This window comes from Pseudomonas sp. UBA3153 (assembly GCF_002364635.1).
In the GTDB taxonomy this organism is placed as follows: domain Bacteria; phylum Pseudomonadota; class Gammaproteobacteria; order Pseudomonadales; family Pseudomonadaceae; genus Pseudomonas_O; species Pseudomonas_O kuykendallii.
On the sequence record NZ_DEYR01000082.1, the window covers coordinates 54,999 to 79,152 of the forward strand.

General features: G+C 60.9%; 17 protein-coding genes, 4 tRNA genes and 1 pseudogene. 16 read left to right on the forward strand and 6 right to left on the reverse strand.

Annotation, left to right across the window (positions count from 1 at the left end; all coding sequences use genetic code 11):
- Nucleotides 1-4: 4 nt before the first annotated feature.
- Complete coding sequence (locus B2X67_RS18120) at nucleotides 5-499, reverse strand: peptidylprolyl isomerase (protein WP_090230649.1); 495 nt, start codon at nucleotides 497-499, stop codon at nucleotides 5-7.
- 246 nt (nucleotides 500-745) lie between these two features.
- Here B2X67_RS18120 and B2X67_RS18125 point away from each other — a divergent pair, with 246 nt between their 5' ends.
- From B2X67_RS18125 to B2X67_RS18135, 3 genes are all read left to right on the forward strand, one after another.
- Entirely contained in the window at nucleotides 746-2,416 is a 1,671-nt protein-coding gene (locus B2X67_RS18125) for a glutamine--tRNA ligase/YqeY domain fusion protein (RefSeq protein ID WP_286786362.1), read from the forward strand.
- A 70-nt stretch (nucleotides 2,417-2,486) separates the two neighbouring features.
- On the forward strand, nucleotides 2,487-3,869 hold the full coding sequence (gene cysS / locus B2X67_RS18130) for a cysteine--tRNA ligase (protein WP_282338537.1): 1,383 nt from the start codon (nucleotides 2,487-2,489) through the stop codon (nucleotides 3,867-3,869).
- A 135-nt stretch (nucleotides 3,870-4,004) separates the two neighbouring features.
- Nucleotides 4,005-5,909 (forward strand): DEAD/DEAH box helicase, encoded by a 1,905-nt coding sequence (locus tag B2X67_RS18135; protein WP_286786363.1) that lies wholly within the window; start codon nucleotides 4,005-4,007, stop codon nucleotides 5,907-5,909.
- A gap of 48 nt (nucleotides 5,910-5,957) precedes the next feature.
- On the opposite strand, the gene folD is transcribed toward B2X67_RS18135, so the two are convergent.
- Complete coding sequence (folD, locus tag B2X67_RS18140; protein WP_282338535.1) at nucleotides 5,958-6,812, reverse strand: bifunctional methylenetetrahydrofolate dehydrogenase/methenyltetrahydrofolate cyclohydrolase FolD; 855 nt, start codon at nucleotides 6,810-6,812, stop codon at nucleotides 5,958-5,960.
- A 279-nt stretch (nucleotides 6,813-7,091) separates the two neighbouring features.
- Here folD and B2X67_RS18145 point away from each other — a divergent pair.
- From B2X67_RS18145 to B2X67_RS18155, 3 genes are all read left to right on the forward strand, one after another.
- Nucleotides 7,092-7,168: transfer RNA gene (locus B2X67_RS18145), tRNA-Arg, on the forward strand.
- A gap of 33 nt (nucleotides 7,169-7,201) precedes the next feature.
- Nucleotides 7,202-7,277 (forward strand) — tRNA-His (locus tag B2X67_RS18150).
- A 51-nt stretch (nucleotides 7,278-7,328) separates the two neighbouring features.
- Nucleotides 7,329-7,413 (forward strand) — tRNA-Leu (locus B2X67_RS18155).
- Nucleotides 7,414-7,560: 147 nt separating this feature from the next.
- On the opposite strand, the gene B2X67_RS18160 is transcribed toward B2X67_RS18155, so the two are convergent.
- The 4 genes and pseudogenes from B2X67_RS18160 to B2X67_RS18175 form a co-directional block, all read right to left on the reverse strand.
- On the reverse strand, nucleotides 7,561-7,872 hold the full coding sequence (locus B2X67_RS18160) for a hypothetical protein (protein ID WP_282338483.1): 312 nt from the start codon (nucleotides 7,870-7,872) through the stop codon (nucleotides 7,561-7,563).
- A gap of 319 nt (nucleotides 7,873-8,191) precedes the next feature.
- Nucleotides 8,192-8,375: pseudogene (locus B2X67_RS20930) on the reverse strand (DapH/DapD/GlmU-related protein); the annotation flags it as partial.
- Between the two features lie 365 nt (nucleotides 8,376-8,740).
- Nucleotides 8,741-10,039 (reverse strand): Na+/H+ antiporter NhaA, encoded by a 1,299-nt coding sequence (gene nhaA / locus B2X67_RS18170; RefSeq protein ID WP_286786365.1) that lies wholly within the window; start codon nucleotides 10,037-10,039, stop codon nucleotides 8,741-8,743.
- Between the two features lie 234 nt (nucleotides 10,040-10,273).
- Nucleotides 10,274-12,328 carry an ATP-binding protein gene (locus B2X67_RS18175; protein ID WP_286786366.1) on the reverse strand — a complete coding sequence of 685 codons (2,055 nt, stop codon included), beginning with the start codon at nucleotides 12,326-12,328 and terminating at the stop codon, nucleotides 10,274-10,276.
- A 236-nt stretch (nucleotides 12,329-12,564) separates the two neighbouring features.
- On the opposite strand from B2X67_RS18175, the gene tig reads away from it, so the two are divergent.
- The 10 genes from tig to gorA all read left to right on the forward strand — a co-directional run bounded on the left by tig (nucleotide 12,565) and on the right by gorA (nucleotide 24,154).
- Entirely contained in the window at nucleotides 12,565-13,875 is a 1,311-nt protein-coding gene (gene tig, locus B2X67_RS18180; RefSeq protein ID WP_273233462.1) for a trigger factor, read from the forward strand.
- Between the two features lie 89 nt (nucleotides 13,876-13,964).
- On the forward strand, nucleotides 13,965-14,603 hold the full coding sequence (gene clpP / locus B2X67_RS18185; RefSeq protein ID WP_090230678.1) for an ATP-dependent Clp endopeptidase proteolytic subunit ClpP: 639 nt from the start codon (nucleotides 13,965-13,967) through the stop codon (nucleotides 14,601-14,603).
- Between the two features lie 108 nt (nucleotides 14,604-14,711).
- The gene (clpX, locus tag B2X67_RS18190; protein ID WP_090230681.1) at nucleotides 14,712-15,992 is read left to right on the forward strand and encodes an ATP-dependent Clp protease ATP-binding subunit ClpX; all 1,281 of its coding nucleotides are present in this window, start codon (nucleotides 14,712-14,714) and stop codon (nucleotides 15,990-15,992) included.
- A 125-nt stretch (nucleotides 15,993-16,117) separates the two neighbouring features.
- Complete coding sequence (lon, locus tag B2X67_RS18195) at nucleotides 16,118-18,514, forward strand: endopeptidase La (RefSeq protein WP_282338478.1); 2,397 nt, start codon at nucleotides 16,118-16,120, stop codon at nucleotides 18,512-18,514.
- Nucleotides 18,515-18,644: 130 nt separating this feature from the next.
- The gene (locus B2X67_RS18200; RefSeq protein WP_090230685.1) at nucleotides 18,645-18,917 is read left to right on the forward strand and encodes an HU family DNA-binding protein; all 273 of its coding nucleotides are present in this window, start codon (nucleotides 18,645-18,647) and stop codon (nucleotides 18,915-18,917) included.
- A 49-nt stretch (nucleotides 18,918-18,966) separates the two neighbouring features.
- Nucleotides 18,967-19,043: transfer RNA gene (locus tag B2X67_RS18205), tRNA-Asp, on the forward strand.
- Nucleotides 19,044-19,137: 94 nt separating this feature from the next.
- Nucleotides 19,138-21,015: a SurA N-terminal domain-containing protein gene (locus B2X67_RS18210; protein WP_286786367.1), complete on the forward strand. Its 1,878-nt coding sequence runs from the start codon at nucleotides 19,138-19,140 to the stop codon at nucleotides 21,013-21,015.
- Nucleotides 21,016-21,333: 318 nt separating this feature from the next.
- Nucleotides 21,334-21,612 carry a DUF3509 domain-containing protein gene (locus B2X67_RS18215; protein WP_286786368.1) on the forward strand — a complete coding sequence of 93 codons (279 nt, stop codon included), beginning with the start codon at nucleotides 21,334-21,336 and terminating at the stop codon, nucleotides 21,610-21,612.
- Nucleotides 21,613-21,790: 178 nt separating this feature from the next.
- Entirely contained in the window at nucleotides 21,791-22,630 is an 840-nt protein-coding gene (gene galU, locus B2X67_RS18220) for a UTP--glucose-1-phosphate uridylyltransferase GalU (RefSeq protein ID WP_090230693.1), read from the forward strand.
- 168 nt (nucleotides 22,631-22,798) lie between these two features.
- On the forward strand, nucleotides 22,799-24,154 hold the full coding sequence (gene gorA / locus B2X67_RS18225; protein ID WP_286786369.1) for a glutathione-disulfide reductase: 1,356 nt from the start codon (nucleotides 22,799-22,801) through the stop codon (nucleotides 24,152-24,154).

Genomic DNA, 24,154 nt, shown 5'->3' on the forward strand with positions numbered 1-24,154 from the left:
GGGATCACTCGACGATTTCGGCTTTCTCGATGATCACGTCGTCCACCGGGACGTCCTGGTGACCGGACTTCATGGTGGTGGACACGCCCTTGATCTTCTCGACCACGTCCATGCCTTCGGCGACTTCACCGAACACCGCGTAACCCCAGCCCTGAACGGTCGGCGCGCTGTGGTCGAGGAAGGTGTTGTCGGCAACGTTGATGAAGAACTGCGCGGAGGCCGAGTGCGGCTCCATGGTGCGTGCCATGGCTACGGTGCCGGTCTTGTTGGAGAGACCGTTGTTGGCTTCGTTCTTGATGGTGGCGCGGGTGGCCTTCTGCTTCATGCCCGGCTCGAAACCGCCGCCCTGGATCATGAAGTTGCCGATGACACGGTGGAACACGGTGTTGTCGTAGTGACCGGCCTTCACGTATTCCTTGAAGTTGGCCACGGTTTCCGGGGCCTTGTCTTCGAACAGGTTCAGGGTTATGACGCCGTGGTTGGTGTGCAACTTGATCATGGGAATTCACTCTTGTCTGGCAAAGGGCGGGGCGTTAAATCCGGGCGGGCCGAAGGCGGAGCGGGGCGGCAGCGGCCCTTCGATCCACTATCAACGAGCACGTCCGCTTTGCGGCTGTCAGGGGGTTGACGGGTTCGCTATCATACGGGCTTTGATTTGGCCGGCCTACCCTGCGCGGCGCACCCGAAGAGGCCGTTGCCGTTCCATCGCGATGAAACGTCAACGGACCATAAGATCAAGGACCCTATGAGCAAGCCAGAGACTCCCACCGCCAGCAACTTTCTCCGCCCGATTGTTCAGGCCGACCTCGACGCCGGCAAGCACGCGAAGATCATCACGCGCTTTCCCCCGGAGCCCAACGGTTACCTGCACATCGGCCACGCCAAGTCGATCTGCCTGAACTTCGGCCTGGCCAAGGAGTTCGGCGGCGACTGCCACCTGCGTTTCGATGACACCAACCCGGCCAAGGAAGACCAGGAATACATCGACGCCATCGAAAGCGACGTGAAGTGGCTGGGCTTCGAGTGGTCCGGCGAGGTGCGCTACGCCTCCAACTATTTCGATCAGCTGCACGCCTGGGCGATTCACCTGATCGAGGCCGGCAAGGCCTACGTCGACGACCTGTCTCCGGAGGAAGCGCGCGAGTACCGCGGCACGCTGACCGAAGCGGGTCGCAACAGCCCGTTCCGCGACCGTTCGGTGGCCGAGAACCTGGATCTGTTCGCGCGCATGAAGGCCGGCGAATTCCCCGATGGCGCACGTGCGCTGCGGGCAAAGATCGACATGGCCTCGCCGAACATGAACCTGCGCGACCCGATCCTCTACCGTATTCGCCATGCGCATCATCACCAGACCGGTGACAAGTGGTGCATCTACCCGAGCTACGACTTCACCCATGGTCAGTCGGATGCCATCGAGGGCGTGACCCACTCGATCTGCACCCTGGAATTCGAAGATCACCGTCCGCTGTACGAGTGGTTCCTGGCCAACCTGCCGGTGCCCGCACAGCCGCGCCAGTACGAGTTCGCCCGGCTCAACCTGAACTACACCATCACCAGCAAGCGCAAGCTCAAGCAGCTGGTGGACGAGAAGCACGTCCAGGGCTGGGACGACCCGCGCATGTCGACGCTCTCGGGTTTCCGCCGCCGTGGCTACACGCCGGCCTCGATCCGCACCTTTTGCGACATGATCGGCGTCAACCGCGCCGGTGGCGTGGTCGACATCGGCATGCTCGAGTTCGCCATCCGTGAGGACCTGGACGCCAACGCCGCGCGCGCCATGTGCGTGCTCAAACCGCTGAAGGTGGTGATCACCAACTATCCCGAAGGCCAGGTGGAGAACCTCGAGCTGGCGCGCCATCCGAAGCAGGACATGGGCGTGCGCGTGCTGCCGTTCGGCCGCGAGATCTACATCGACGCCAGCGACTTCGAGGAAGTCCCGCCGGCCGGCTACAAGCGCCTGATTCCCGGTGGCGAAGTGCGCCTGCGCGGCAGCTACGTGATCCGCGCCGACGAGGCAATCAAGGACGCCGACGGCAACATCGTCGAGCTGCGCTGCTCCTACGACGAAAACACCCTGGGCAAGAACCCCGAGGGCCGCAAGGTCAAAGGCGTGATCCACTGGGTGCCGGCCGCCGAGAGCGTCGAGTGCGAAGTGCGCCTGTACGACCGCCTGTTCCGCTCCGCCAACCCGGAGAAGGCCGAGGAGGGCGCCAGCTTCCTCGACAACATCAACCCGGAGTCGCTGGTGGTGCTCACCGGTTGTCGCGCCGAGCCGTCGCTGGCCCGGGCCGAGCCGGAAGAGCGCTTCCAGTTCGAGCGCGAAGGCTACTTCTGCGCCGACCTCAAGGACTCGCGCCCCGGCCAGCCGGTGTTCAACCGCACGGTGACGCTGCGCGATTCCTGGGGCCAGGGCTGATCTTTCTGTAACACGTCGTCGAACTCGAAACGGGCCACGCGATGTGGCCCGTTTTTTCAGGACATGGACCATGCTTTCGATCTACAACACCCTGAGCAAGACCAAGGAACCCTTCAAGCCGCTGCTGGGCAACCAGGTGCGCATGTATGTCTGCGGGATGACCGTGTACGACTTCTGCCACATCGGCCACGCCCGTGTGATGGTGGCCTTCGACGTGATTGCCCGCTGGCTGCGCCATTCCGGCTACGAGCTGAACTACGTGCGCAACATCACCGACATCGACGACAAGATCATCCGTCGCGCGCAGGAGAACGGCGAATCCTTCGAGGCGCTGACCGAGCGCATGATCGCCGCGATGCACGAGGACGAGGCCCGCCTCGCTGTGCTGCGTCCCGATCAGGAGCCCCGTGCCACCGGCCACATCGCCGGTATGCACGCGATGATCCAGACCCTGATCGACAAGGGTTTTGCCTACGCGCCGGGCAACGGCGACGTCTATTACCGGGTTGGCAAGTTCGTCGGCTACGGCAAGCTGTCGCGCAAGAAGATCGAGGACCTGCGCGTCGGCGCGCGTATCGAGGTCGACGAATCCAAGCAGGACCCGCTGGATTTCGTCCTCTGGAAAGGCGCCAAGCCGGGCGAGCCGAGCTGGGAATCGCCGTGGGGCGCCGGTCGGCCCGGCTGGCATATCGAGTGCTCGGTGATGTCGACCTGCTGCCTGGGCGAGACCTTCGACATCCACGGCGGCGGCCCGGACCTGGTGTTCCCGCACCACGAGAACGAGATCGCGCAGAGCGAGGCGGCCACCGGCAAGCTCTACGCGGCATCCTGGATGCACGCCGGTGCGGTGCGCGTGGACGGCGAGAAGATGTCCAAGTCGCTGGGCAACTTCTTCACCATCCGCGAGGTGCTGGAGAAGTACCACCCGGAGGTAGTGCGATACCTGCTGGTTTCCAGCCATTACCGCAGCCCGATCAACTATTCCGAAGACAGCCTGAAGGAAGCCAGGGGCGCGCTGGAGCGCTTCTATCACGCGCTCAAGGGCCTGCCGCAGGCTGAGCCGGCCGGCGGCGAGGCATTCGTCGAGCGTTTCGCCACGGCGATGAACGACGATTTCAACTCGCCGGAAGCCTGCGCGGTGCTGTTCGACATGGTGCGCGAGGTCAACCGCCTGCGTGACACCGACCTGCCGGCCGCCGCCGGGCTGGCCGCGCGGCTGAAAGAGCTGGCGAAGGTGCTGGGTGTATTGCAGCTGGAGGCGGACGCCTTCCTGCAGGCTGGCGCCGAGGGCAAGGTCGATGCCGCCGAGGTCGAGGCGCTGATCGCCGCGCGCCTGCGCGCGCGTGCCGACAAGAACTGGGCCGAATCGGACCGCATCCGCGACCAGCTCGGCGCCATGGGCGTGGTCCTGGAGGATGGCAAGGGCGGCACCACCTGGCGTCTGGCTGAATAACCGAAGCGACCTCGGAAAGGGCCGCTCAGCGGCCTTTTTCATTTTCGATGGTGCCATGCCGGCCGATGGCCCCTTCGATCCGCGCCGGGGCTTACCCTTGGCCGATATGCCACACGAAGCGGTTGGAACTACCGAATGCTGTCTGCCGTAAAACGCTACAAACTGCTGATTTCCAGCGCGCTGGCGCGCTATTTTCCCCGTACCACCGCCTACCTCAATGCCGAGCCTGTCGCTGCTCCGGTGGCGCAGAAGCGTGCCGCGCGAAAGAACAGCGCAACGACCAGGAAGCGCAGCGCCGGCAAGACCGCTGGCGGCAAACCCGCGCCCGCCGGGATCTATTCCGCCAGCCCTATGCCCCTTGAGGCCGCTCAGGTCGCCGCGATGCGCGAACGGGTGAGCCAGGCCGTCAGCGCCGGTGTGATCAGCGCTCCGTCGGACGAGCAGTGGGCGATGATCCTCTCGCGTGGGGCAGCGACGCGTGTATTCGCCGGCGCCGGCTCGGGGAAATCCACGACGCTGGTGCTGCGCGTGGTGTTCATGCTTTGCCACCTGCGCATCGACCCGGGCAGCCTCACGGTTATTTCCTTCACCAGCGCGTCCTGCGCGCAACTGCGCGAGCAACTCGGCCGCGTCCTGGCGTTCTGGGAGTTTCCCTTCGACGCCGCCCTGGCGCGCAGGTGCGTGCGGACCTTTCATTCGGCGATGGCCGTGCTGGCGCGCGAACACCTGGGTGCGCCCTGCTGGTTCGAGCAACTGGCCGAGCGCGGCGCCGGCGCCGAGCCGGACAACCCGCTGACCGCCTCGCGCCTGAAGCCTGCGCAGACCGCCTTGCTCCGGCAGGCCTACCAGCGCTGCTACACCGAGCAGCTCGCGTTCCGTGACGCCGTGCATCGGCTCCTGGGCATGCCTGAACCCAGGCCTGGCGAGCCCATGAAGGCACCTCTGGACGCCTATCAACTGGCCGGCGAGTTCTCCGCCGCGCCGCTGTTCGAGGTTTTCTACCAGCAGGCCGGGTTCATCCAGAGCATTGGCGTCCTTATCGACCGGTTGGAGCCGAAGACGCTGGCGTGCCCGGCCGCAGAGCGCCTGTTCATTGAAGCGCTGGTGATGTTCTGGCGAACCTTCGCCAGCGAGTTGAGCGAACGTGGGTTGATGACGTTCGATGGCGCCTTCCAGGCGCTCACCGACAGGTTGCCGACGCTTCCTCCGGATGGCGCGTTGGAACCGCTGCGGCATCTGCTGATCGACGAATTCCAGGATATTTCGCCGCAAATCGTGCAGTGGCTACAGGCGGTACACCGGCGCCTGGCGGGCGAGGGCGGCGCCGTCAGCCTGATGGCGATCGGCGACGACTGGCAATCCATCTACGGCTGGCGCGGCAGTTCTCCGGAGCTGTTCATGGACTTCGATCGCCACTTCCCCAGCCGCGGGCGCTCGCGCAAGAGCACGCTGTTGCTGCTGGAAACCAACTACCGCTCCATCGAACCGGTGATCCGCGACGGCGAGGCGGTGCTCGCCGGGGTCGAGGTGAAGCAGGCCAAGCTCAGCCGCGCCTTCAGGCACGAGCAGCCGGGCGATCACGGCGTGCGGCTGGAGCGCGGCTTCGATATCAGGCGACACCTGCCAAGGCTGATGCGGGAGATCACGGCCCAGTGCGAGCACGCCCTCGGCCGACCCGGTGCGGAGCGCAACGCCGTGCTGGTCCTCAGTCGGCGCAACGAGCCTCTGCGGGCAATTCAGGCCGAGCTGGACGAACGATTGCCGGTGAAGACCTACACGATCCACCGCGCCAAGGGGCTGCAGGCCGAAGTGGCGATCATCCTCGACGACGGTGCCAGCGTCCCGGCGCACCCGCTGCGTAATGCGCTCTACCGGCACTCCGGCTTCTTCCGCAACAGCTACGACCAGGCGATGCAGGATGAGAGCCTGCGCCTGGCCTACGTGGCGATAACCCGTGGCGTGAGCCGGGTGATCTGGTTCACCGACAAGCCCAGGGGCGCGGCGCGGCTGCTGGAGCAGCGAACGACTGGTCGGAAATGAAGAAGGGCACCCAAGGGTGCCCTTCGTTCCGTTGCGGCGTCGCGAACCTCAGGCGTGCAGATGCTCGGCGGCGTACAGGGTGTTCTCCAGCAGGCAGGCGCGGGTCATCGGGCCGACGCCGCCGGGAACCGGGGTGATCCAGCTGGCGCGTTGCAGCGCCGGTTGGTACTCCACGTCGCCGACCAGCTTGCCGTCTTCCTGGCGGTTGATGCCGACGTCGACGACGATGGCGCCCGGCTTGATCCACTCGCCCTTGACCAGCCCCGGCTTGCCGACCGCCACCACCAGCAGATCGGCATTGGCGACGTGCGCTGCCAGGTCCTTGGTGAAGCGATGGGTGACGGTGACGGTGCAGCCGGCCAGTAACAACTCCAGGGCCATCGGTCGGCCAACGATGTTGGACGCGCCTACCACCACGGCGTTGAGCCCGTAGAGATCGACCCCGGTGCTGGCGAGGAGGGTGATGATGCCTTTCGGCGTGCACGGGCGAAGCATCGGCATGCGCTGCGCCAGGCGGCCGATATTGTAAGGGTGGAAGCCATCGACGTCCTTGTCCGGGCTGATGCGCTCGAGCAGCAGCGATGCATCCAGGTGCGCCGGCAACGGCAGTTGCACGAGGATGCCGTCGATCTCCGGGTTCTCATTGAGGCTGTCGATCAGACCCAGCAGTTCTTCCTGGCTGGTTTCGGCGGGCAGGTCGAAGGCGCGGGAGTCGAAGCCGACCTCCTCGCAGTCCTTGCGCTTGTGCGAAACGTAGACCTGGGACGCCGGGTCGCTACCCACCAGAATCACCGCCAGTCCAGGTGCACGAAGGCCCTGGAGACGCCGCTCGGCGACACGTTGGGCGATCTGCAGGCGGAGGCTGGCGGCGATCGCTTTGCCGTCGATCAGTTGTGCAGTCATTGCGCTTGGTTAACCATCGGGAAGGATTGAAAAAGGACGCGCATTCTCGCATGGCGTCGCGGGCGGGCAAAGTCGGCTGATTGGCGTTTCCCCGTAAGCTCTTTAAATACCTGAATATTTTTTCGATCCGAGTGTTGACGTGTTGCAGGGCTCTCTATAAGATTCGCCCCGCTTGTCGAGCACAGCCAGCCGCTGGGTAAGATGGAAAAAAGGGTAGAATTCGGCCCTTGATGCCAACGCTTTTAAGTCCGCGCTTCGCTTTCGAATGCAGATGATTAAGCGCCCGTAGCTCAGTTGGATAGAGCATCCGCCTTCTAAGCGGATGGTCGCAGGTTCGAGTCCTGCCGGGTGCGCCATTTGGCCGCTCAGGCACAGGCAAACGTAATATGGTGGGCGTAGCTCAGTTGGTAGAGCACAGGATTGTGGCTCCTGGTGTCGTGGGTTCGATTCCCATCGTCCACCCCATATTCGAGAAAGCGCCAGGTCCCGTACCTGGCGTTTTCGTTTCAGCGTCATGCGGACGTGGTGGAATTGGTAGACACACCAGATTTAGGTTCTGGCGCCGCAAGGTGTGAGAGTTCGAGTCTCTCCGTCCGCACCATGTAGTCAATCTGTTATCCAGGCGGAAAGTTCTGACGTGACCTGAATGGTCGCGACTTCGGAGTGCTTCGGGAGCAGGAACAAAAAGGCAGCTCCGAAGTGGGCTGCCTTTTTTCGTTCCTGGCGCTCACGAAAACAGCCCGCACAGCTACTTCTTCACAATCGCCTTTTGTCCGGCGCTCGTGGCTGGGGCTTCGATGATCATTTTGTAGATGGAGTCCGCCTGACGCTGAATCGAGCAGTCGGAGTTTTCGTCGCCCGATATCGCGCGCGCCTTGCCTGGCTCGCATGCCTGATAGTTGCTAGGAGCCGTTACGGAACTCGAACTTGCCCACGTCTGGAGCGCGGCTTCGCGCGATCCGTCAGTGGTTGTTCTGGCCATGAAGGTGTAGCCGCCTACGGCAAGGGCGATCACCAGAAATGTCAGGTTTATCTTGAAGAATACGGTTTTGATGTCCAATTGCTTCTCCTGTCAGCGCCTAGGGCGTTTCGTTAAAAGGCAATTGCAGGTGCCGCGCAGCAGTGCGCGGCGAATGTCTGGACCTCGTTTAGCGCCGCGCGTTCCATGCCTACGCCGAGATCCGACGGAATGAGTTGTTGTGCGTACTGACGCTAACGAGCCAGCTCTGGTGACGTTTGCCGCGAGGAGTCGATCTCGTTCTGGGTGTGAGCTCCCGACAGTCCTGCGACAAGGGCCTGGACATCCGATCCGCGGATCAATGCGGCGTTTTCCTTCAAGGCCTCCGCAGGCAGGTGCCACCACTGAAGTGCCTCGAGGCGCTCGATGTCCTCGGGTTCGAAGCGGTACTTGATGACTTTGGCCGGGACTCCGCCAACGATCGCGTAGGGTGGAACATCCTTGGTCACTACCGCGCCAGCGGCAATGATGGCGCCATCGCCAATCTTGACGCCGTCGAAGACCACGACGTTGGCACCGATCCACACGTCATGGCCGACATAGGTCCGCTTGAGTTCCTCGAAGTAATCCTTGTCGGAAAAACTCACGCCGCATTGCTTGAGGGTCGAATAGAACACCGGATGGGTGCTCAGCATGTCGACCGGGTGCGAGCCCAGGCCGCCCAGCCGCGTGCCGGGGCCAATGCTGCAGAAGGAGCCGATATCAATGTTCACGGCCTTGCAGCCCGCCAGATAGGTGTAGCGCCCGATGGTGGCGTCGTAAACGGTCGAGCCGCCCCACAGGCTGATGTATTCGCCGAACACGACATCGCTGGTAGCGAAGGAGCTGATGCTGGCGGAAAACCCTTTCACAGTGCGCGCCAGTTTTCGTTTACGAAAAATCCACTTCACCCAATCCAGTGCATTCATTCCTACGCTCCTTTCGCGTGTTCGGGGTTTGCAGCCACTCTGTTGCGTCTGGCGTAGAGGAGTCCCCAACTGAGGCCGATCACGGCGGCGACCACCGAGGCGAGTAACACGCCGAGTTTGGCCGCGTTCAGCAGGTTTTCATTATCGAACGCCAGGTTGGCGATGAAGATTGACATAGTGAAGCCAATCCCTGCGAGCAAACCGACGACACACACGCCTGGCCAGGTGACGTGCGGTGGAAGGCGGCACCACCCCAGGCGGACGACCAATACGCTGGCGGCGATCACGCCGATCGGCTTGCCCATCACCAGGGCGAGAAAAACGCCGAGCAGGACCGTTTGCGAGCCATCGATGTCAAGGTTGACGCCGCCCAGCGTCACGCCGGCGTTCGCCAGTGCGAACAGCGGCATCACGCCGAACGCGACCCAGGGGTGCAGGGCATTCTGTACGCGCGAAACCGGAGGCATCAGCTCCCGCTGCGCGCGCTTGAGGTGCTTGAGTCGGGGTGCCAGGACCTCGGACTGAGGCTTGGCGGCCTCCGCGTGTTTGCGCAGATCGCCGACAACCTCCACCACGGAGTCGATCGGGCGCTCCCGGCCGCGGCGCGGCAACACCGGCGTCATCAGGCCCAGGACGACGCCTGCCAGCGTGGGATGGGCGCCGGTCTGCAGCAGCCCGGTCCACAGCACGACGCCGGGAACGACGTAGGCGAAGGCATTGCTGATGCCCATTCGCTGAAGGGCCAGGACCATCAGCACACCGACCGCGGCGATCAGCAGGCCGGTATAATCGAGTCCGGCGCCATAAAAGGCGGCGATGATCAGCACCGCCACGATATCGTCGATGATTGCCAGTGCGAGCAGCAGTACGCGAATGTTGCTGGGGATCGCTCGGCCCAGCAATGCCAACACCCCCATGGCGAAGGCGATGTCGGTGGCGGTGGGCACCGCCCAGCCTTTCACGTGCACGGGGTCGGAGTTGAAGAGTGCATAGATGACCGCCGGGACGGTCACGCCGCCGAGTGCTGCCGCGAGGGGTAGCGATGCCAAGCGGAGGTTGGCGAGCGCACCTTCATGTATCTCACGGCGGATCTCTACCCCGACCACCAGGAAGAACACCGTCATGAGGCCATCGTTGATCCAGAAGTGCAGCGACTGCGAGATCGAGTAGCTGCCCACGCTGATCGACACCGGGGTGTGCCAAAGGGCGTGGTAGCTGTCCGAAGCGGAGCTGTTCGCCCAGATCAGCGCCACCGCGGCTGCCGTGAGAAGCACGATTCCGCTGACGGCTTCGACATGCATGAATCGCTCGATAGCGGAAAAAGCGCGTTCTGCGAGAAGTTGCGCGCGGGGGAGGGGCGAGGGGGAAGAGTGGGATTTCACGGGCGAGTGCTCTCCGCGTGGCGGCCCGACCAGCGCTGATTGACCTGCACCGCGCGGAGCGCGCGATAACACCCTGGGCCAATCATACACAGGTCGGCGAGGCGACAAAGCGCTTGAATCGAGGCGCAGCCGAGGGCGCCAACTTAAGGGGGCTTAGTGGGAGGGCTCTTTGAGGAAGTGGCTGATCCGCTCGACGAAGGCGTCCATGGCGAACGGTTTGGTCAGCACTTGCATGCCCGGGTCCAGTTGTCCGCTCCCAATGACGGCATTTTCGGCGTAGCCGGTGATAAACAGGACCTTGAGATCGGGGCGTTGCTGGCGTGCGGCATCGGCTACCTGCCGGCCATTCAGGCCGCCGGGAAGCCCTACATCGGTGATGAGCAGATCGATGGGCGCTCCGCTCTGGATCACCGCCAGCCCGGATGGCCCGTCTTCAGCTTCCAGTACGCAGTAACCCTGTTCCTGCAGAATCTCGACGATCAGCATCCGCAGGATCGGCTCATCGTCGATCACCAGGATGGCTTCGCTTTGCCGGGCCTGGGTGGGCCTGGCGTAGGCTGGCTCTTCGATCTTTTCCGGTTGGCCATGGTGGCGCGGGAGATAAAGGCACAGGGTGGTGCCTTGGCCGGGTTCCGAAACGATCCTCACCTGTCCACCGGATTGACGGGCGAAGCCATAAACCATCGAAAGCCCGAGGCCGGTTCCCTGGCCGGTCGGCTTGGTCGTGAAGAACGGATCGAAGGCGCGTTCGATAACCTCCGCCGCCATCCCGCTGCCGGTGTCGATCACGCAAAGCGACACGTACTCGCCTGGAGCCAGGCCGCGCTCGCCCGCCTCGCCGAGGTCCAGGGAATGGTTGTTCGTCTCGATGGTCAGCGTGCCGCCATCCGGCATCGCGTCGCGCGCGTTGATGCAGAAGTTGAGCAGCGAGTTTTCGAGCTGATTGGTGTCGGCGAATGCGGTCCAGAGCGTCTCGTTGCTGACTACTTCGACCTGGATTTTCGGCCCCATGGTGCGCCGGATCAGCTCTTCCATTCCGCTGACCAGTCCGTTGATGTCGGTCGGCCTGGGGTCCAGCGTCTGTCGCCGGGAAAACGCCAGCAGGCGATGGGTGAGGGCGGCGGCACGCTGGGTGGCGTTCTTTCCAGCGGCTATGTAGCGTCCGAGTTCGTCGATACGGCCCTGCTGGACACGGGTTTCGAGCATCTCCAGGCTCCCGGCGATCCCGCCGAGCAGGTTGTTGAAGTCATGCGCCAGCCCACCCGTGAGTTGCCCGACGGCTTCCATCTTCTGGCTATGGCGGAGCAGTTCCTCGGTGTGCTGGAGCGCCTGCGCCTGTAGCTTTTCCGCAGTGAAGTCGCGGCCGACCGCATTGATAAGCCCGTCGCCTGGAACGGCCGTCCAGTTGATCCAGCGATAGCTGCCATCACGATGGCGCAGGCGGCTCTCGAACCGTTTCATCGGCGTGCCCTCGCGCAGCGCTGCCACCGCGTTCTTCCAGTGGCCCAGATCGTCCCCGTGCACCAGGTCGAGCAGGTAATTGCCTACCAGCTGTTTCTCCTCCCAGCCGAGAACGCTGCTCCAAGCGGGGTTAATCGAGGCGATGATGCCGTCGAGGCGCGCCACCAGGATCAGGTCCGTGGACAGCTGCCAGAGACGGTTACGATCGGCGGTGCGCAAGGCGATCTCGCTTTCCAGCGATGCGGCCAGGGAGTGCAGATCGCGCTCGACGACGAAGCGCTGGGTGGTTTCCACCACGGTATCGATAACGCCGACGATGGCGCCGTGTTCGTCCTGTACGGGGCTGTAGCAGAAGGTGAAGTAGGCGTGTTCGAGGTAGCCGTGCCGGTGGATTGGCGTCGGGTAGTCCTCGATGTAGGTCGCTTCGCCGCAGAGCGCGCGTTCTATGATCGGGCCGAGCGTGTCCCAGGCTTCGCTCCATATCTCGGCAAATGAGCGACCCAGGGGTTGCGGCTTGTCACCCAGGATCGGGCGGAACGCGTCGTTGTAGATGGCCGTGAGGGACTTGCCCCAGAGAAGGCACTTGGGGAACTTGGAGTTCAGCACCGTTTGCACGGTTACCCGCAGCGCGGCGGGCCACTCGCTGATCGGCCCCAGCGGCGTAGCGGCCCAATCGTGCGCACGTAACTCGTCGCCCATTTGCCCGCCGTCTTGGAGAAAGCAACGCTGGGAGGTGTGGTCTGGCATCGTGATGTTCCGTCAGGAGCAAGAGGTGGCGAAGCGCTGAGCTGGCCCAATGATATGCCGTCCCCGCGCCGCTGTGGTGACTGCGCCGCATCGCCGCGAAAAATTCGCTGCGGCAGTTCCTAATAGATGTGTCGTGAAATGCGGACGGGTGACTTCTGCCCTTCGAGCCACTAGAATGCATGCCCTTGATTCTGGGGTCGGAATGCCCGGCCATGTCTGTGCAACGAGGAATATCCATGCAAGTTTCTGTTGAAAGCACCTCCGCTCTGGAGCGCCGCATGACCATTGGCGTGCCTGCCGAGCGCATCGAGACCGAAGTCAACAAGCGTCTGCAGCAGACTGCCAGTCGTGCCAAGGTCGCCGGCTTCCGTCCCGGCAAGGTGCCGATGAGCGTCATCCGTCAGCGCTATGAATCGGCTGCACGGCAGGAAGCGCTGGGCGACCTGATCCAGTCGACTTTCTATGAGGCTATCGTCGAGCAGAAGCTGAACCCTGCCGGTGCGCCGGCCGTCGAGCCTAAAGTGTTCGAGAAGGGCAAGGATCTCGAGTACGTCGCCACCTTCGAAATCTTCCCGGAGTTCCAGGTCGCCAGCTTCGACAACGTCGAAATCGAGCGCCTGCAGGCCGACGTGGCGGACAGCGATGTCGACAACATGCTGGACATCCTGCGTAAGCAGAACACCAGCTTCGAGAACGTCGACCGCGCCGCCGAAAATGGCGATCAGCTGAACATCGACTTCGTTGGCAAGCTGGACGGCGAAGCCTTCGCTGGCGGCTCGGCAAAGGGCACCGCGCTGGTTCTCGGCTCCGGCCGTATGATCCCGGGTTTCGAAGACGCTCTGGTTGGCGTCAAGGCCGGTGAAGAACGCGTCATCACCCCGACCTTCCCGGCGGATTACCAGAACCTCGATCTCGCCGGTAAAACCGCCGAGTTCACCGTAACCGTAAACAGCGTCGCTGCGCCGAAGCTGCCTGAGCTGAACGATGCCTTCTTCGCCCTGTTCGGCATCAAGGAAGGCGGTCTGGAAGGCTTCCGTACCGAAGTTCGCAAGAACATGGAGCGTGAGCTGCGTCAGGCGATCAAGTCCAAGGTCAAGAATCAGGTCATGGAAGCGCTGCTCGCCAGCAATCCGGTCGAAGTGCCGAAAGCGCTGATCAGCAACGAAATCGATCGTCTGCGTGCGCAGGCCGTGCAGCAGTTCGGCAGCAACATCAAGGCCGATCAGCTGCCGGCTGAGCTCTTCGAAGAGCAAGCCAAACGTCGCGTCCTGTTGGGCCTGGTTGTTGCCGAAGTGGTCAAGCAGTTCGAGCTAAAGCCGGACGAAGCACGTGTTCGCGAGATGATCCAGGAGATGGCATCCGCCTATCAGGAGCCGGAGCAGGTCGTCTCCTGGTACTACAAGAACGACCAGCAACTGGGTGAAGTCCGCTCGGTTGTGCTGGAAGAACAAGTTGTAGATACTGTCCTGCAGAAGGCCAAGGTGACCGACAAGCAGGTCTCCTACGAAGAAGCTGTCAAGCCGGCGGAAGCACCGCAGGCCGCCTGATTCTCTCTTTCGTTCGAGTACACCATAAGCCAGCCGTCGAGCTGGCTTATGCGTTTTTGGATCTGACCCATTAGGAGCGATCGCAGGACATGTCCCGTAATCCATTCATGCAAATGCCTGAAATCCAAGCAGCCGGCGGCCTGGTGCCGATGGTCGTCGAACAGTCCGCTCGCGGCGAGCGCGCCTATGACATCTACTCTCGCCTCCTCAAGGAACGCATCATCTTCCTGGTAGGGCCTGTGGAAGACTACATGGCCAACCTGGTAGCTGCTCAGCTTCTGTTCCTCGAAGCGGAGAACCCGGACAAGGATATCCACCTGTACATCAACTCGCCGGGCGGCTCGGTCACTGCCGGTATGTCGATCTACGACACCATGCAGTTCATCAAGCCCGACGTCTCCACCATCTGCATCGGCCAGGCCTGCAGCATGGGTGCGTTTCTGCTCGCAGGCGGCGCCAAGGGCAAACGCTCCTGCCTGCCGAACTCGCGGATGATGATTCACCAGCCGCTTGGCGGTTTTCAGGGGCAGGCGTCGGACATCGACATCCATGCCAAGGAAATCCTCTCGATTCGTGCGCGCCTGAATGAATTGCTGGCGTTTCACACCGGCCAGGACATCGAAACCATCGAGCGTGACACCAACCGCGACAACTTCATGAACGCTGAGCGTGCCGCCGAATACGGTCTGGTGGATCAGGTTCTCGTCCAGCGCCAGATGGCGAGCTAAACGGCGCCGTCCGATACGGCCGGGCAATGTCCTGCCGTTCGCGGGCTTGAAAATGCCCGCAATTGCCTTCATCTTGTGTTTCAAGCCTACCCGGATTGGATTGATCGAATGACTGACACCCGCAATGGCGAGGACAACGGCAAACTGCTTTATTGCTCCTTCTGCGGCAAAAGCCAGCACGAAGTGCGCAAACTTATTGCCGGCCCCTCCGTGTTTATCTGCGACGAGTGCGTCGACCTGTGCAACGACATCATCCGCGAGGAGGTGCAGGAAGCACAGGCTGAAAGTAGTTCGCACAAGCTGCCGGCACCCAAGGAAATCAGCGGAATCCTGGATCAGTACGTGATCGGCCAGGAACGCGCCAAGAAGGTTCTTGCCGTAGCGGTTTACAACCACTACAAGCGCTTGAATCAGCGTGAAAAGAAAGACGATGTCGAACTCGGTAAGAGCAATATCCTGCTCATCGGGCCTACCGGCTCGGGTAAAACGCTCCTCGCCGAAACGCTCGCTCGTTTGCTCAATGTGCCATTCACCATCGCTGATGCTACGACCCTCACAGAGGCCGGCTACGTTGGCGAGGACGTAGAGAACATCATTCAGAAGCTGCTGCAGAAATGCGATTACGATGTCGAAAAGGCTCAGATGGGTATCGTCTACATCGATGAAATCGACAAGATTTCCCGCAAGTCTGATAACCCGTCGATTACCCGGGACGTGTCGGGCGAGGGTGTGCAGCAGGCGCTCCTCAAGCTGATCGAAGGAACCGTGGCTTCCGTACCTCCTCAGGGTGGCCGCAAGCATCCGCAGCAGGAGTTTCTACAGGTCGATACGCGTAACATCCTGTTCATCTGCGGTGGAGCATTCTCTGGTCTGGAGAAGGTCATCCACAACCGTTCAACCCGGGGCGGCATCGGCTTCAATGCCGAAGTTCGCAGCAAGGAGCTGGGCAAGCAGGTCGGCGAAGCGCTGCGTGGCGTCGAGCCCGATGATCTGGTTAAGTTCGGCTTGATTCCTGAGTTCGTGGGTCGTCTGCCGGTTATCGCGACGCTCGATGAGCTGGATGAGGCCGCGCTGGTTCAGATTCTTACCGAACCCAAGAACGCTCTGACGAAGCAATACGGCAAGCTGTTTGAAATGGAAGGCGTGGACCTCGAGTTCCGTCAGGACGCGCTCAAGGCCGTTGCTCACCGCGCGCTCGAGCGCAAAACCGGTGCTCGTGGATTGCGTTCCATCCTTGAGGGCGTGTTGCTCGATACCATGTACGAGATTCCGTCCCAGAGCGATGTCAGCAAGGTGGTCATCGACGAAAGTGTCATCGAGGGTACCTCCAAGCCGTTGCTCATTTATGAAAGCAGCGAGCCGCCAGCCAAGGCGGCGCCTGAGGCGTAACGAACGAAGGGGCCGATGGCCCCTTTGCTTTTTTCTGCTGGCTTGTTTTTTCATGCCCCTAGCCCCATCTTAAGTTTCAAGGGCTACTCATTTTATGGCCGCATGGCCGCCGTAGAGCGAAAATCATGAAGAAAACCATCGATTTGCCACTCCTGCCGCTGCGCGATGTCGTGGTTTATCCGCACATGGTGATTCCGCTGTTCGTAGGGCGCGATAAATCCATCGAGGCCCTGGAATCGGCGATGACGGGGGACAAGCAGATACTCCTGTTGGCACAAAAGAACCCGGCCGACGATGACCCTCGCGAAGACGCTCTGTACCGCGTCGGGACAGTTGCTACGGTCTTGCAGCTGCTGAAACTGCCGGACGGCACCGTCAAGGTCTTGGTCGAGGGCGAGCAGCGCGGCGTAATCGAACGATTCCATGAAGTAGATGACCACTATCGTGCCGACGTGGCGCTGATCGAAGAGCAGGAAGCGCCTGATCGTGAAGCGGAAGTGTTCACCCGCAGTTTGCTGAGTCAGTTCGAGCAATACGTTCAATTGGGCAAGAAAGTGCCCGCAGAAGTACTTTCATCGCTCAACAGCATCGATGAGCCGAGCCGCCTGGTCGACACCATGGCCGCGCATATGGCGTTGAAAATCGAACAGAAGCAGGAAATCCTCGAAATCACCGATCTCGCTCCGCGGATCGAGCACGTCTTGGCCTTGCTGGATGCAGAAATCGATCTGCTGCAGGTCGAAAAGCGTATTCGCGGGCGTGTGAAGAAGCAGATGGAGCGCAGTCAGCGCGAGTACTACCTGAATGAGCAGATGAAGGCCATTCAGAAGGAGCTCGGCGATATCGATGAAGGTCATAACGAAGTCGACGACCTGAAGAAACGTATCGACGCTGCCGGGTTGCCGAAGGACGCGCTGGCCAAGGCCCAGGCAGAGCTGAACAAGCTCAAGCAAATGTCGCCCATGTCCGCCGAGGCGACGGTGGTGCGCTCATACATCGACTGGCTGGTCAACGTGCCGTGGAAAGCTGAGAGCAAGGTTCGCCTCGATCTAGGCAAAGCCGAGGATATCCTCGACGCCGATCATTACGGCCTCGACGAAGTGAAAGAGCGCATCCTTGAGTACCTCGCGGTACAGAAGCGCGTGAAGAAACTCAAGGGCCCCGTGCTTTGCCTGGTAGGACCTCCGGGCGTCGGCAAGACGTCCCTGGCCGAGTCCATCGCCCGCGCGACCAACCGCAAGTTCGTTCGGATGGCGCTTGGCGGCGTACGCGACGAAGCGGAGATTCGCGGTCACCGGCGTACCTATATCGGATCGATGCCAGGGCGCCTGATTCAGAAAATGACCAAAGTGGGTGTCCGCAACCCGTTGTTCCTGCTCGATGAGATCGACAAGATGGGCAGCGATATGCGCGGCGACCCCGCTTCAGCATTGCTTGAGGTGCTGGATCCCGAGCAGAACCACAACTTCAACGACCATTATCTGGAAGTCGACTACGACCTCTCTGATGTGATGTTCCTGTGTACCGCCAACTCGATGAACATCCCCGCGCCGTTGCTGGACCGCATGGAAGTAATTCGTCTGCCGGGTTACACCGAAGATGAGAAGATCAACATCGCTCAGAAGTACCTCGCGCCGAAGCAGGTTCAGGCAAATGGCTTGAAGAAGACCGAGGTGGAATTCGATGAAGCCGCCCTGCGCGACATCATTCGTTATTACACGCGCGAAGCGGGGGTGCGTAGCTTGGAGCGGCAGATTGCCAAGGTTTGCCGGAAGGTGGTCAAGGAGCACGCGACGGAGAAGCGCGTCAAGGTCGCGATCGACGCGGAATCTCTTGAGCATTTCCTGGGCGTCCGCAAGTTCCGCTACGGCCTGGCCGAGCAGCAGGATCAGATCGGTCAGGTGACCGGGTTGGCTTGGACGCAGGTGGGCGGGGAGTTGCTGACCATCGAATCCGCCGTTGTTCCCGGCAAAGGTCAGCTCATCAAGACGGGCTCGCTGGGTGACGTCATGTTGGAGTCGATCACCGCCGCCCTGACGGTCGTTCGCAGCCGCGCGAAAAGCCTTGGTATCGCGCCCGACTTCCATGAAAAGCGCGATGTGCACATCCACATGCCCGAAGGTGCGACGCCGAAGGATGGTCCGAGTGCCGGTGTCGGCATGTGTACGGCGCTGGTTTCCGCGCTCACGCAGATCCCGGTCAGGGCGGATGTTGCCATGACGGGTGAAATCACCCTCCGAGGACAAGTGCTCGCAATCGGCGGGCTCAAGGAAAAACTGCTCGCCGCTCATCGCGGTGGAATCAAGACCGTCATCATCCCCGAAGAGAACGTTCGAGATCTGAAGGAAATTCCGGAGAACATTAAGCGAGACCTGCAGATTAAACCGGTCAAATGGATTGACGAGGTCCTGCAAATTGCGCTGCAATACGCGCCGGAGCCCTTGCCCGATGCGGCTCCCGAGCTGGTAGCGAAGGATGACAAGCGGGAGGCTGATCCCCAGGAGAGAATCAGTACTCACTAGCTGGACGCGTCCTTGACACTATTTTCTGGCCCTTGATATAAAGCGGCTCTTGTGTCGGCAGGCCCTCCAGCATCCGCTTCGCAAACACCTAATTACAGAAAACATACTCAATAGAAATAAGGGGACTTAAGTGAACAAGTCGGAACTGATCGATGCCATCGCCGCATCTGCTGATATCCCGAAAGCTGTCGCTGGCCGTGCGCTTGACGCGGTTATCGAATCCGTCACTGGCGCTCTGAAGGCTGGTGACTCCGTGGTACTGGTAGGCTTTGGTACCTTCGCAGTGAAAGAGCGCGCCGCTCGCACTGGCCGTAACCCGCAGACTGGCAACCCGATCAAAATCGACGCGGCCAAGATCCCTGGCTTCAAAGCAGGTAAAGCTCTGAAAGACGCCGTCAACTAAGCGTCTTCGGGCTTTGCCCTTCGGATCGGCATTGGCCTGATCCGGCTGCGGAGCGGTAGTTCAGTCGGTTAGAATACCGGCCTGTCACGCCGGGGGTCGCGGGTTCGAGTCCCGTCCGCTCCGCCATTTACGAGAAGGCGCATCCTCGGATGCGCCTTTCTTCTATCCGGATTCTACCCACGCTGCGCGGCCGTTTTTGTTATGGCTGTCTGGGGGACGCATGCTGCAGAACATCAGGGACAATTCACAAGGCTGGATTGCCAAGACCATCATCGGCGCCATCATCCTGCTCATGGCATTGACAGGTTTTGATGCCATTTTCAGAGCGACCGATCACAAGCAGGACGCTGCCAAAGTCAATGGTGATGAGATCGCCATTGCGGAATTGAATCAAGCCGTAGAAATGCAGCGCCGCCAATTGCTTCAGCAATTGGGCAAGGATTTCGATGCTTCCCAGCTCGATGACAAACTTCTAAGAGATTCTGCTCTCAAGTCCTTGATCGAGCGGAAATTGGTGCTGCAGGGCGCCAAGGATGCAGGTTTTGCCTTTTCACAGCCGGCAATCGACCAGTTGATCCTGCGTACCCCCGAATTCCAGAGCGAAGGCCAGTTCAGTAGCGAGCGCTTCGACCAGGTCATTCGGCAAATGGGCTACAGCCGTCTGCAGTTCCGTCAGATGCTCGAGCAAGAGATGCTCATCGGGCAACTGCGTGCAGGCATTGCCGGTAGCGGTTTCGTCACTGATCCCGAGGTGAACGCATTCGCTCGCCTCGAGAAGCAGACACGGGATTTCGCGACGCTGACCCTGCCGGCGGACGGTAGCGGTGTAACTGTCAGCCAGGACGATGTGAAGGCTTACTACGGCGCGCATGCCGCTCAGTTCATGAGTCCCGAGCAGGTCGTTCTCGAGTACGTGGAGTTGAAGAAGGAGGCATTCTTCGCTCAGGCACAAGTCAAGGAGGAGGATCTGCAAGCGCTCTACCAGAAGGAAATCGGTAGCCTGGCCGAGCAGCGCGAGGCTGGCCACATCCTCATCGAGGTAAATGACAAGCAGACCGAGGCGCAGGCAAAAGCCAAGATCGACGAAATCAAGGCTCGCATTGACGCGGGCGCCGACTTCGCAGCGCAGGCCAAGCAGTTTTCCGAAGACCCAGGCTCAGCCGCTGCTGGCGGCAATCTCGGGTTCGCAGGTCCAGGTGTCTACGACCCTGCATTCGAGAAAGCGCTGTATTCGCTCAAGAAAGGCCAGGTTTCCGAACCGGTTCGCACGGACTTCGGATGGCATCTGATCAAGCTTCTCGACGTCCAGGCTCCCGAAGTCCCCAGCTTCGCCAGCCTCAAGAGCAAGCTGGAGCATGATCTGAAATCCCAGGAAGTCGAGCAGCGTTTTGTCGATGTGAGCAAGCAGCTTGAGGACGCGTCGTTCGAAGCGTCGGATCTCGCCCAGCCTGCGCAGGAACTCGGCTTGAAAGTACAGACCAGCGCCCCGTTCGGGCGCGAGGGAGGCGAAGGTCTGGCGGCCAATCGGCAAGTGCTGCAGGCGGCGTTTAGCCCAGAGGTTCTGGAAGACGGTGCGAACAGCGGCGTGATCGAACTCGATCCCGAAACCAGTGTGGTGATCCGCGTGAAAGAACACCGGATGCCCGAGCAGCTCGCGATGGAGCAGGTTTCGTCTTCCATTCGTGAGCAGTTGTTGAAGGAGCGCGCTACCGAGGCGGCGAAAACCAAGGGCGAAGAGATGCTCGCCAGTCTGCGTGAAGGTAAGACCTCAGTGCAGCAGGCTGGCGCAGCCGGTACCTGGCAGCCCGTAGAAGCCGCTACACGAAACCAGGAAGGCGTCGACGCAGCGGTGCTCCAGGCGGTCTTCCGTATGCCGAAGCCGGCCGCTGGCACCGACAAACCCGCTTACACCGGTGTGGTTCTGTCGAGCGGTAGTTACGTGCTGGTAAAACTCAGCGGGGTGAGCGAGCCGGAGCAGGAGCTTTCGAGCGAAGAGAAGGCGTCCTATAGCCGATTCCTCGCGTCGCGCAGCGGACAGCAGGATTTCGCCGCGTATCGCAAGAAGCTGGAAGCCGAGGCAAAGATCGAACGCTTCTGATCTTCGATTGAACGTTGAAGCAGCGGCAGATGCCCGCCTCGAAAGAGGCGGGCATTTTTCTTTTGAATAACGGGCGAGCTTTCGAACTTGGGTGCTTTTTCCCGGTCGGAAAGCGGGACGATGCTTTAACGCATACGCTGCTCCTTCGAACCATCCTGCAATTTGCAAGTCTTAAAGCGCAGGGTCATGCAATTTGCACGAGTTCGCCTATCCTGGTTATCGCTAACTCATTGTTTTTTTTGAATTTTTTCTTGCTGGCTGGTTGGCATGAAGGCTGCTCCCTAACGGGCGATAAAATAATCGCCTCAAGGACGTCCCATGCATCAAGCTCTGGAAACAATCGCCGCTTCATTTCCTGGTTACCAAACATCCGCTACAGCTCGTCCTGACGGCGGTTACCTCCTTGAGCTGAGGGGCGAGGATGGTTCCGAGATCAAGCGTGTCGTCAGTGCCGCTCAGATTACGACCCATGCTCGCATCGAGTGTCTGATCAGTACGATGCGCAGGGACATGGCGCTGCAGTTTGGTGAGGTTCCGCCGGTCGAGTCGCTACGGCGTCTGCGCGAGGCAGGTTTGCCCACCTATCACCATGCGTAATACGGGCGTCATGGAAGCCTAGCAAGTTTGGTTGCAGGAAAGATGGCAGACACTCACGGACGGCCTCAGGATGAGGCGAATGATGGAAGACATGGAAAATCCAGTCAGCCGTTGTAAGCCTGGAACGGCCTGATAGACTGGTCTCCGCACTTTTTCGTAATGCCCTTAAAGGACTCTCATGATCAAGAAATGCCTGTTTCCCGCTGCTGGTTATGGAACCCGTTTTCTCCCCGCTACCAAGGCCATGCCCAAGGAAATGCTGCCGGTGGTGAACAAGCCTTTGATCCAGTACGGCGTTGAGGAAGCGCTGGATGCAGGGCTTACACAAATTGCAATTGTGACGGGGCGCGGCAAGCGTTCGCTGGAAGACCACTTCGACATCAGCTACGAGCTGGAACACCAGATTCGCAACACCGACAAGGAAAAATACCTGGTCGGTATCCGTCGCCTGATCGATGAGTGCAATTTCTCCTACACCCGGCAGGTCGAGATGAAGGGCCTCGGTCACGCCATCCTCTGCGGCCGCCCGCTGATTGGCGACGAACCTTTCGCCGTGGTTCTGGCCGACGACCTCTGCTTCAACCTCGAGGGCGATGGCGTTCTGAAGCAGATGGTCAAGCTGTACAACCAGTTCCGCTGCTCGATCATCGCGATCCAGGAAGTGCCTCCGGAAGAAACGTCCAAGTATGGCGTGATCGCCGGCGAGCTGATCCGTGACGACATCTACCGCGTCAACAACATGGTCGAGAAGCCCAAGCCAGAAGACGCGCCTTCCAACCTGGCCATCATCGGTCGCTACATCCTGACGCCGGACATCTTCAAGCTCATCGAAGATACTGAGCCGGGCAAGGGCGGCGAGATCCAGATCACCGACGCGCTTCTCAAGCAGGCTCAGGACGGTTGCGTGCTGGCGTACAAATTCAAAGGCAAGCGCTTCGACTGTGGTAGTGCGGAGGGTTACATCGACGCCACCAACTTCTGCTTCGAGAACCTCTACAAAACCGGTATGGCGTACTGACACGCTCATACGCTGCTTTAGAAAAGCCGCCTTCGGGCGGCTTTTTCATGGACGCTGATCGGCATGCTTGCGGCGATAGTGTGTGAGCAGCAGGAGAGGGCGGTGGTGGACCTTTGCCGCCCGAAGGCACGCGCTAGGTTATGCTTCGCGCATTACGAGGAGAATCACATGGCCTACGACTTCGACTTCTTTGTCATCGGTGCCGGATCCGGCGGCGTTCGCGCGGCGCGTTTCGCTGCGGGGTTTGGTGCGCGCGTCGCGATCGCCGAGAGTCGATACCTGGGCGGAACTTGCGTGAACGTCGGCTGCGTACCGAAAAAGCTGCTGGCCTACAGTGCTCACTTCGAAGAGGAGTTTCACCAGGCCAGCGGCTTCGGCTGGTCGCACGGTGAAACGGACTTCGACTGGAATAAGCTCATCGCCAACAAGGATCGTGAAATCCTTCGCTTGAACAACATCTACCAAAAGCTGCTGGATGATTCAGGGGCCACGCTCTTCGAGGGGCACGCGCGCCTTGTCGATGCGCATACCGTCGATCTCGATGGGAGACGTTACACCGCCGAAACCATCCTGATCGCCACGGGCGGCTGGCCGGTCATTCCCGATGTGCCTGGGCGTGAGCTTGCGATCAGTTCGAACGAAGCGTTTTATCTTCCCGAGTTGCCCAAGCGCATGCTGGTGATCGGTGGTGGATACATCGCGGTGGAGTTCGCGTCGATCTTCAACGGTCTCGGATGCAAGACATCGCTGCTTTATAGAGGTGACCTGTTCCTGCGCGGCTTTGACGGCTCGCTCCGTCAGCATCTGCGCGATGAGATGCTGAAGAAGGGCCTGGACCTGCAGTTCAACACCGACATCGCCCGCATCGACAAACAGGCCGATGGCAGCCTGCTGGCGACACTCAGGGATGGCCGTACCCTCGAAACCGATTGCGTTTTCTATGCCACCGGACGGCGGCCAATGCTGGATGACCTGGGGCTCGAGAACACGGCGGTCGAGCTGGATGAAAAGGGCTTCATAAAGGTCAACGAGGAATACCGCACCAGCGAGCCTTCGATTCTCGCCATTGGTGATGTAATCGGTCGCGTGCAGCTCACGCCGGTGGCGATCGCTGAAGGCATGGCGGTGGCGCGGCGCCTGTTTCGGCCGGAAGAGTATCGCCCCGTGGATTACTCGCAGATTCCTACCGCGGTCTTCAGCCTTCCGAACATCGGTACTGTCGGCATGACGGAAGAAGACGCGCGCAAGACGCACGATGTCCGCATCTACGAGGCGCGTTTCCGCCCCATGAAGTTGAGCCTCACCGACAGCCAGGAACGCACGTTGATGAAGCTGGTAGTGGATGCGGAAACCCACCGCGTTCTGGGTTGCCACATGATCGGGCCGGAAGCGGGGGAGATCGTCCAGGGGCTGGCAGTGGCTCTGAAAGCGGGCGCGACCAAACAGCATTTCGACGAAACCATCGGCATTCACCCAACCGCGGCGGAAGAGTTCGTCACCATGCGCACGCCGGTGAGAACCTGA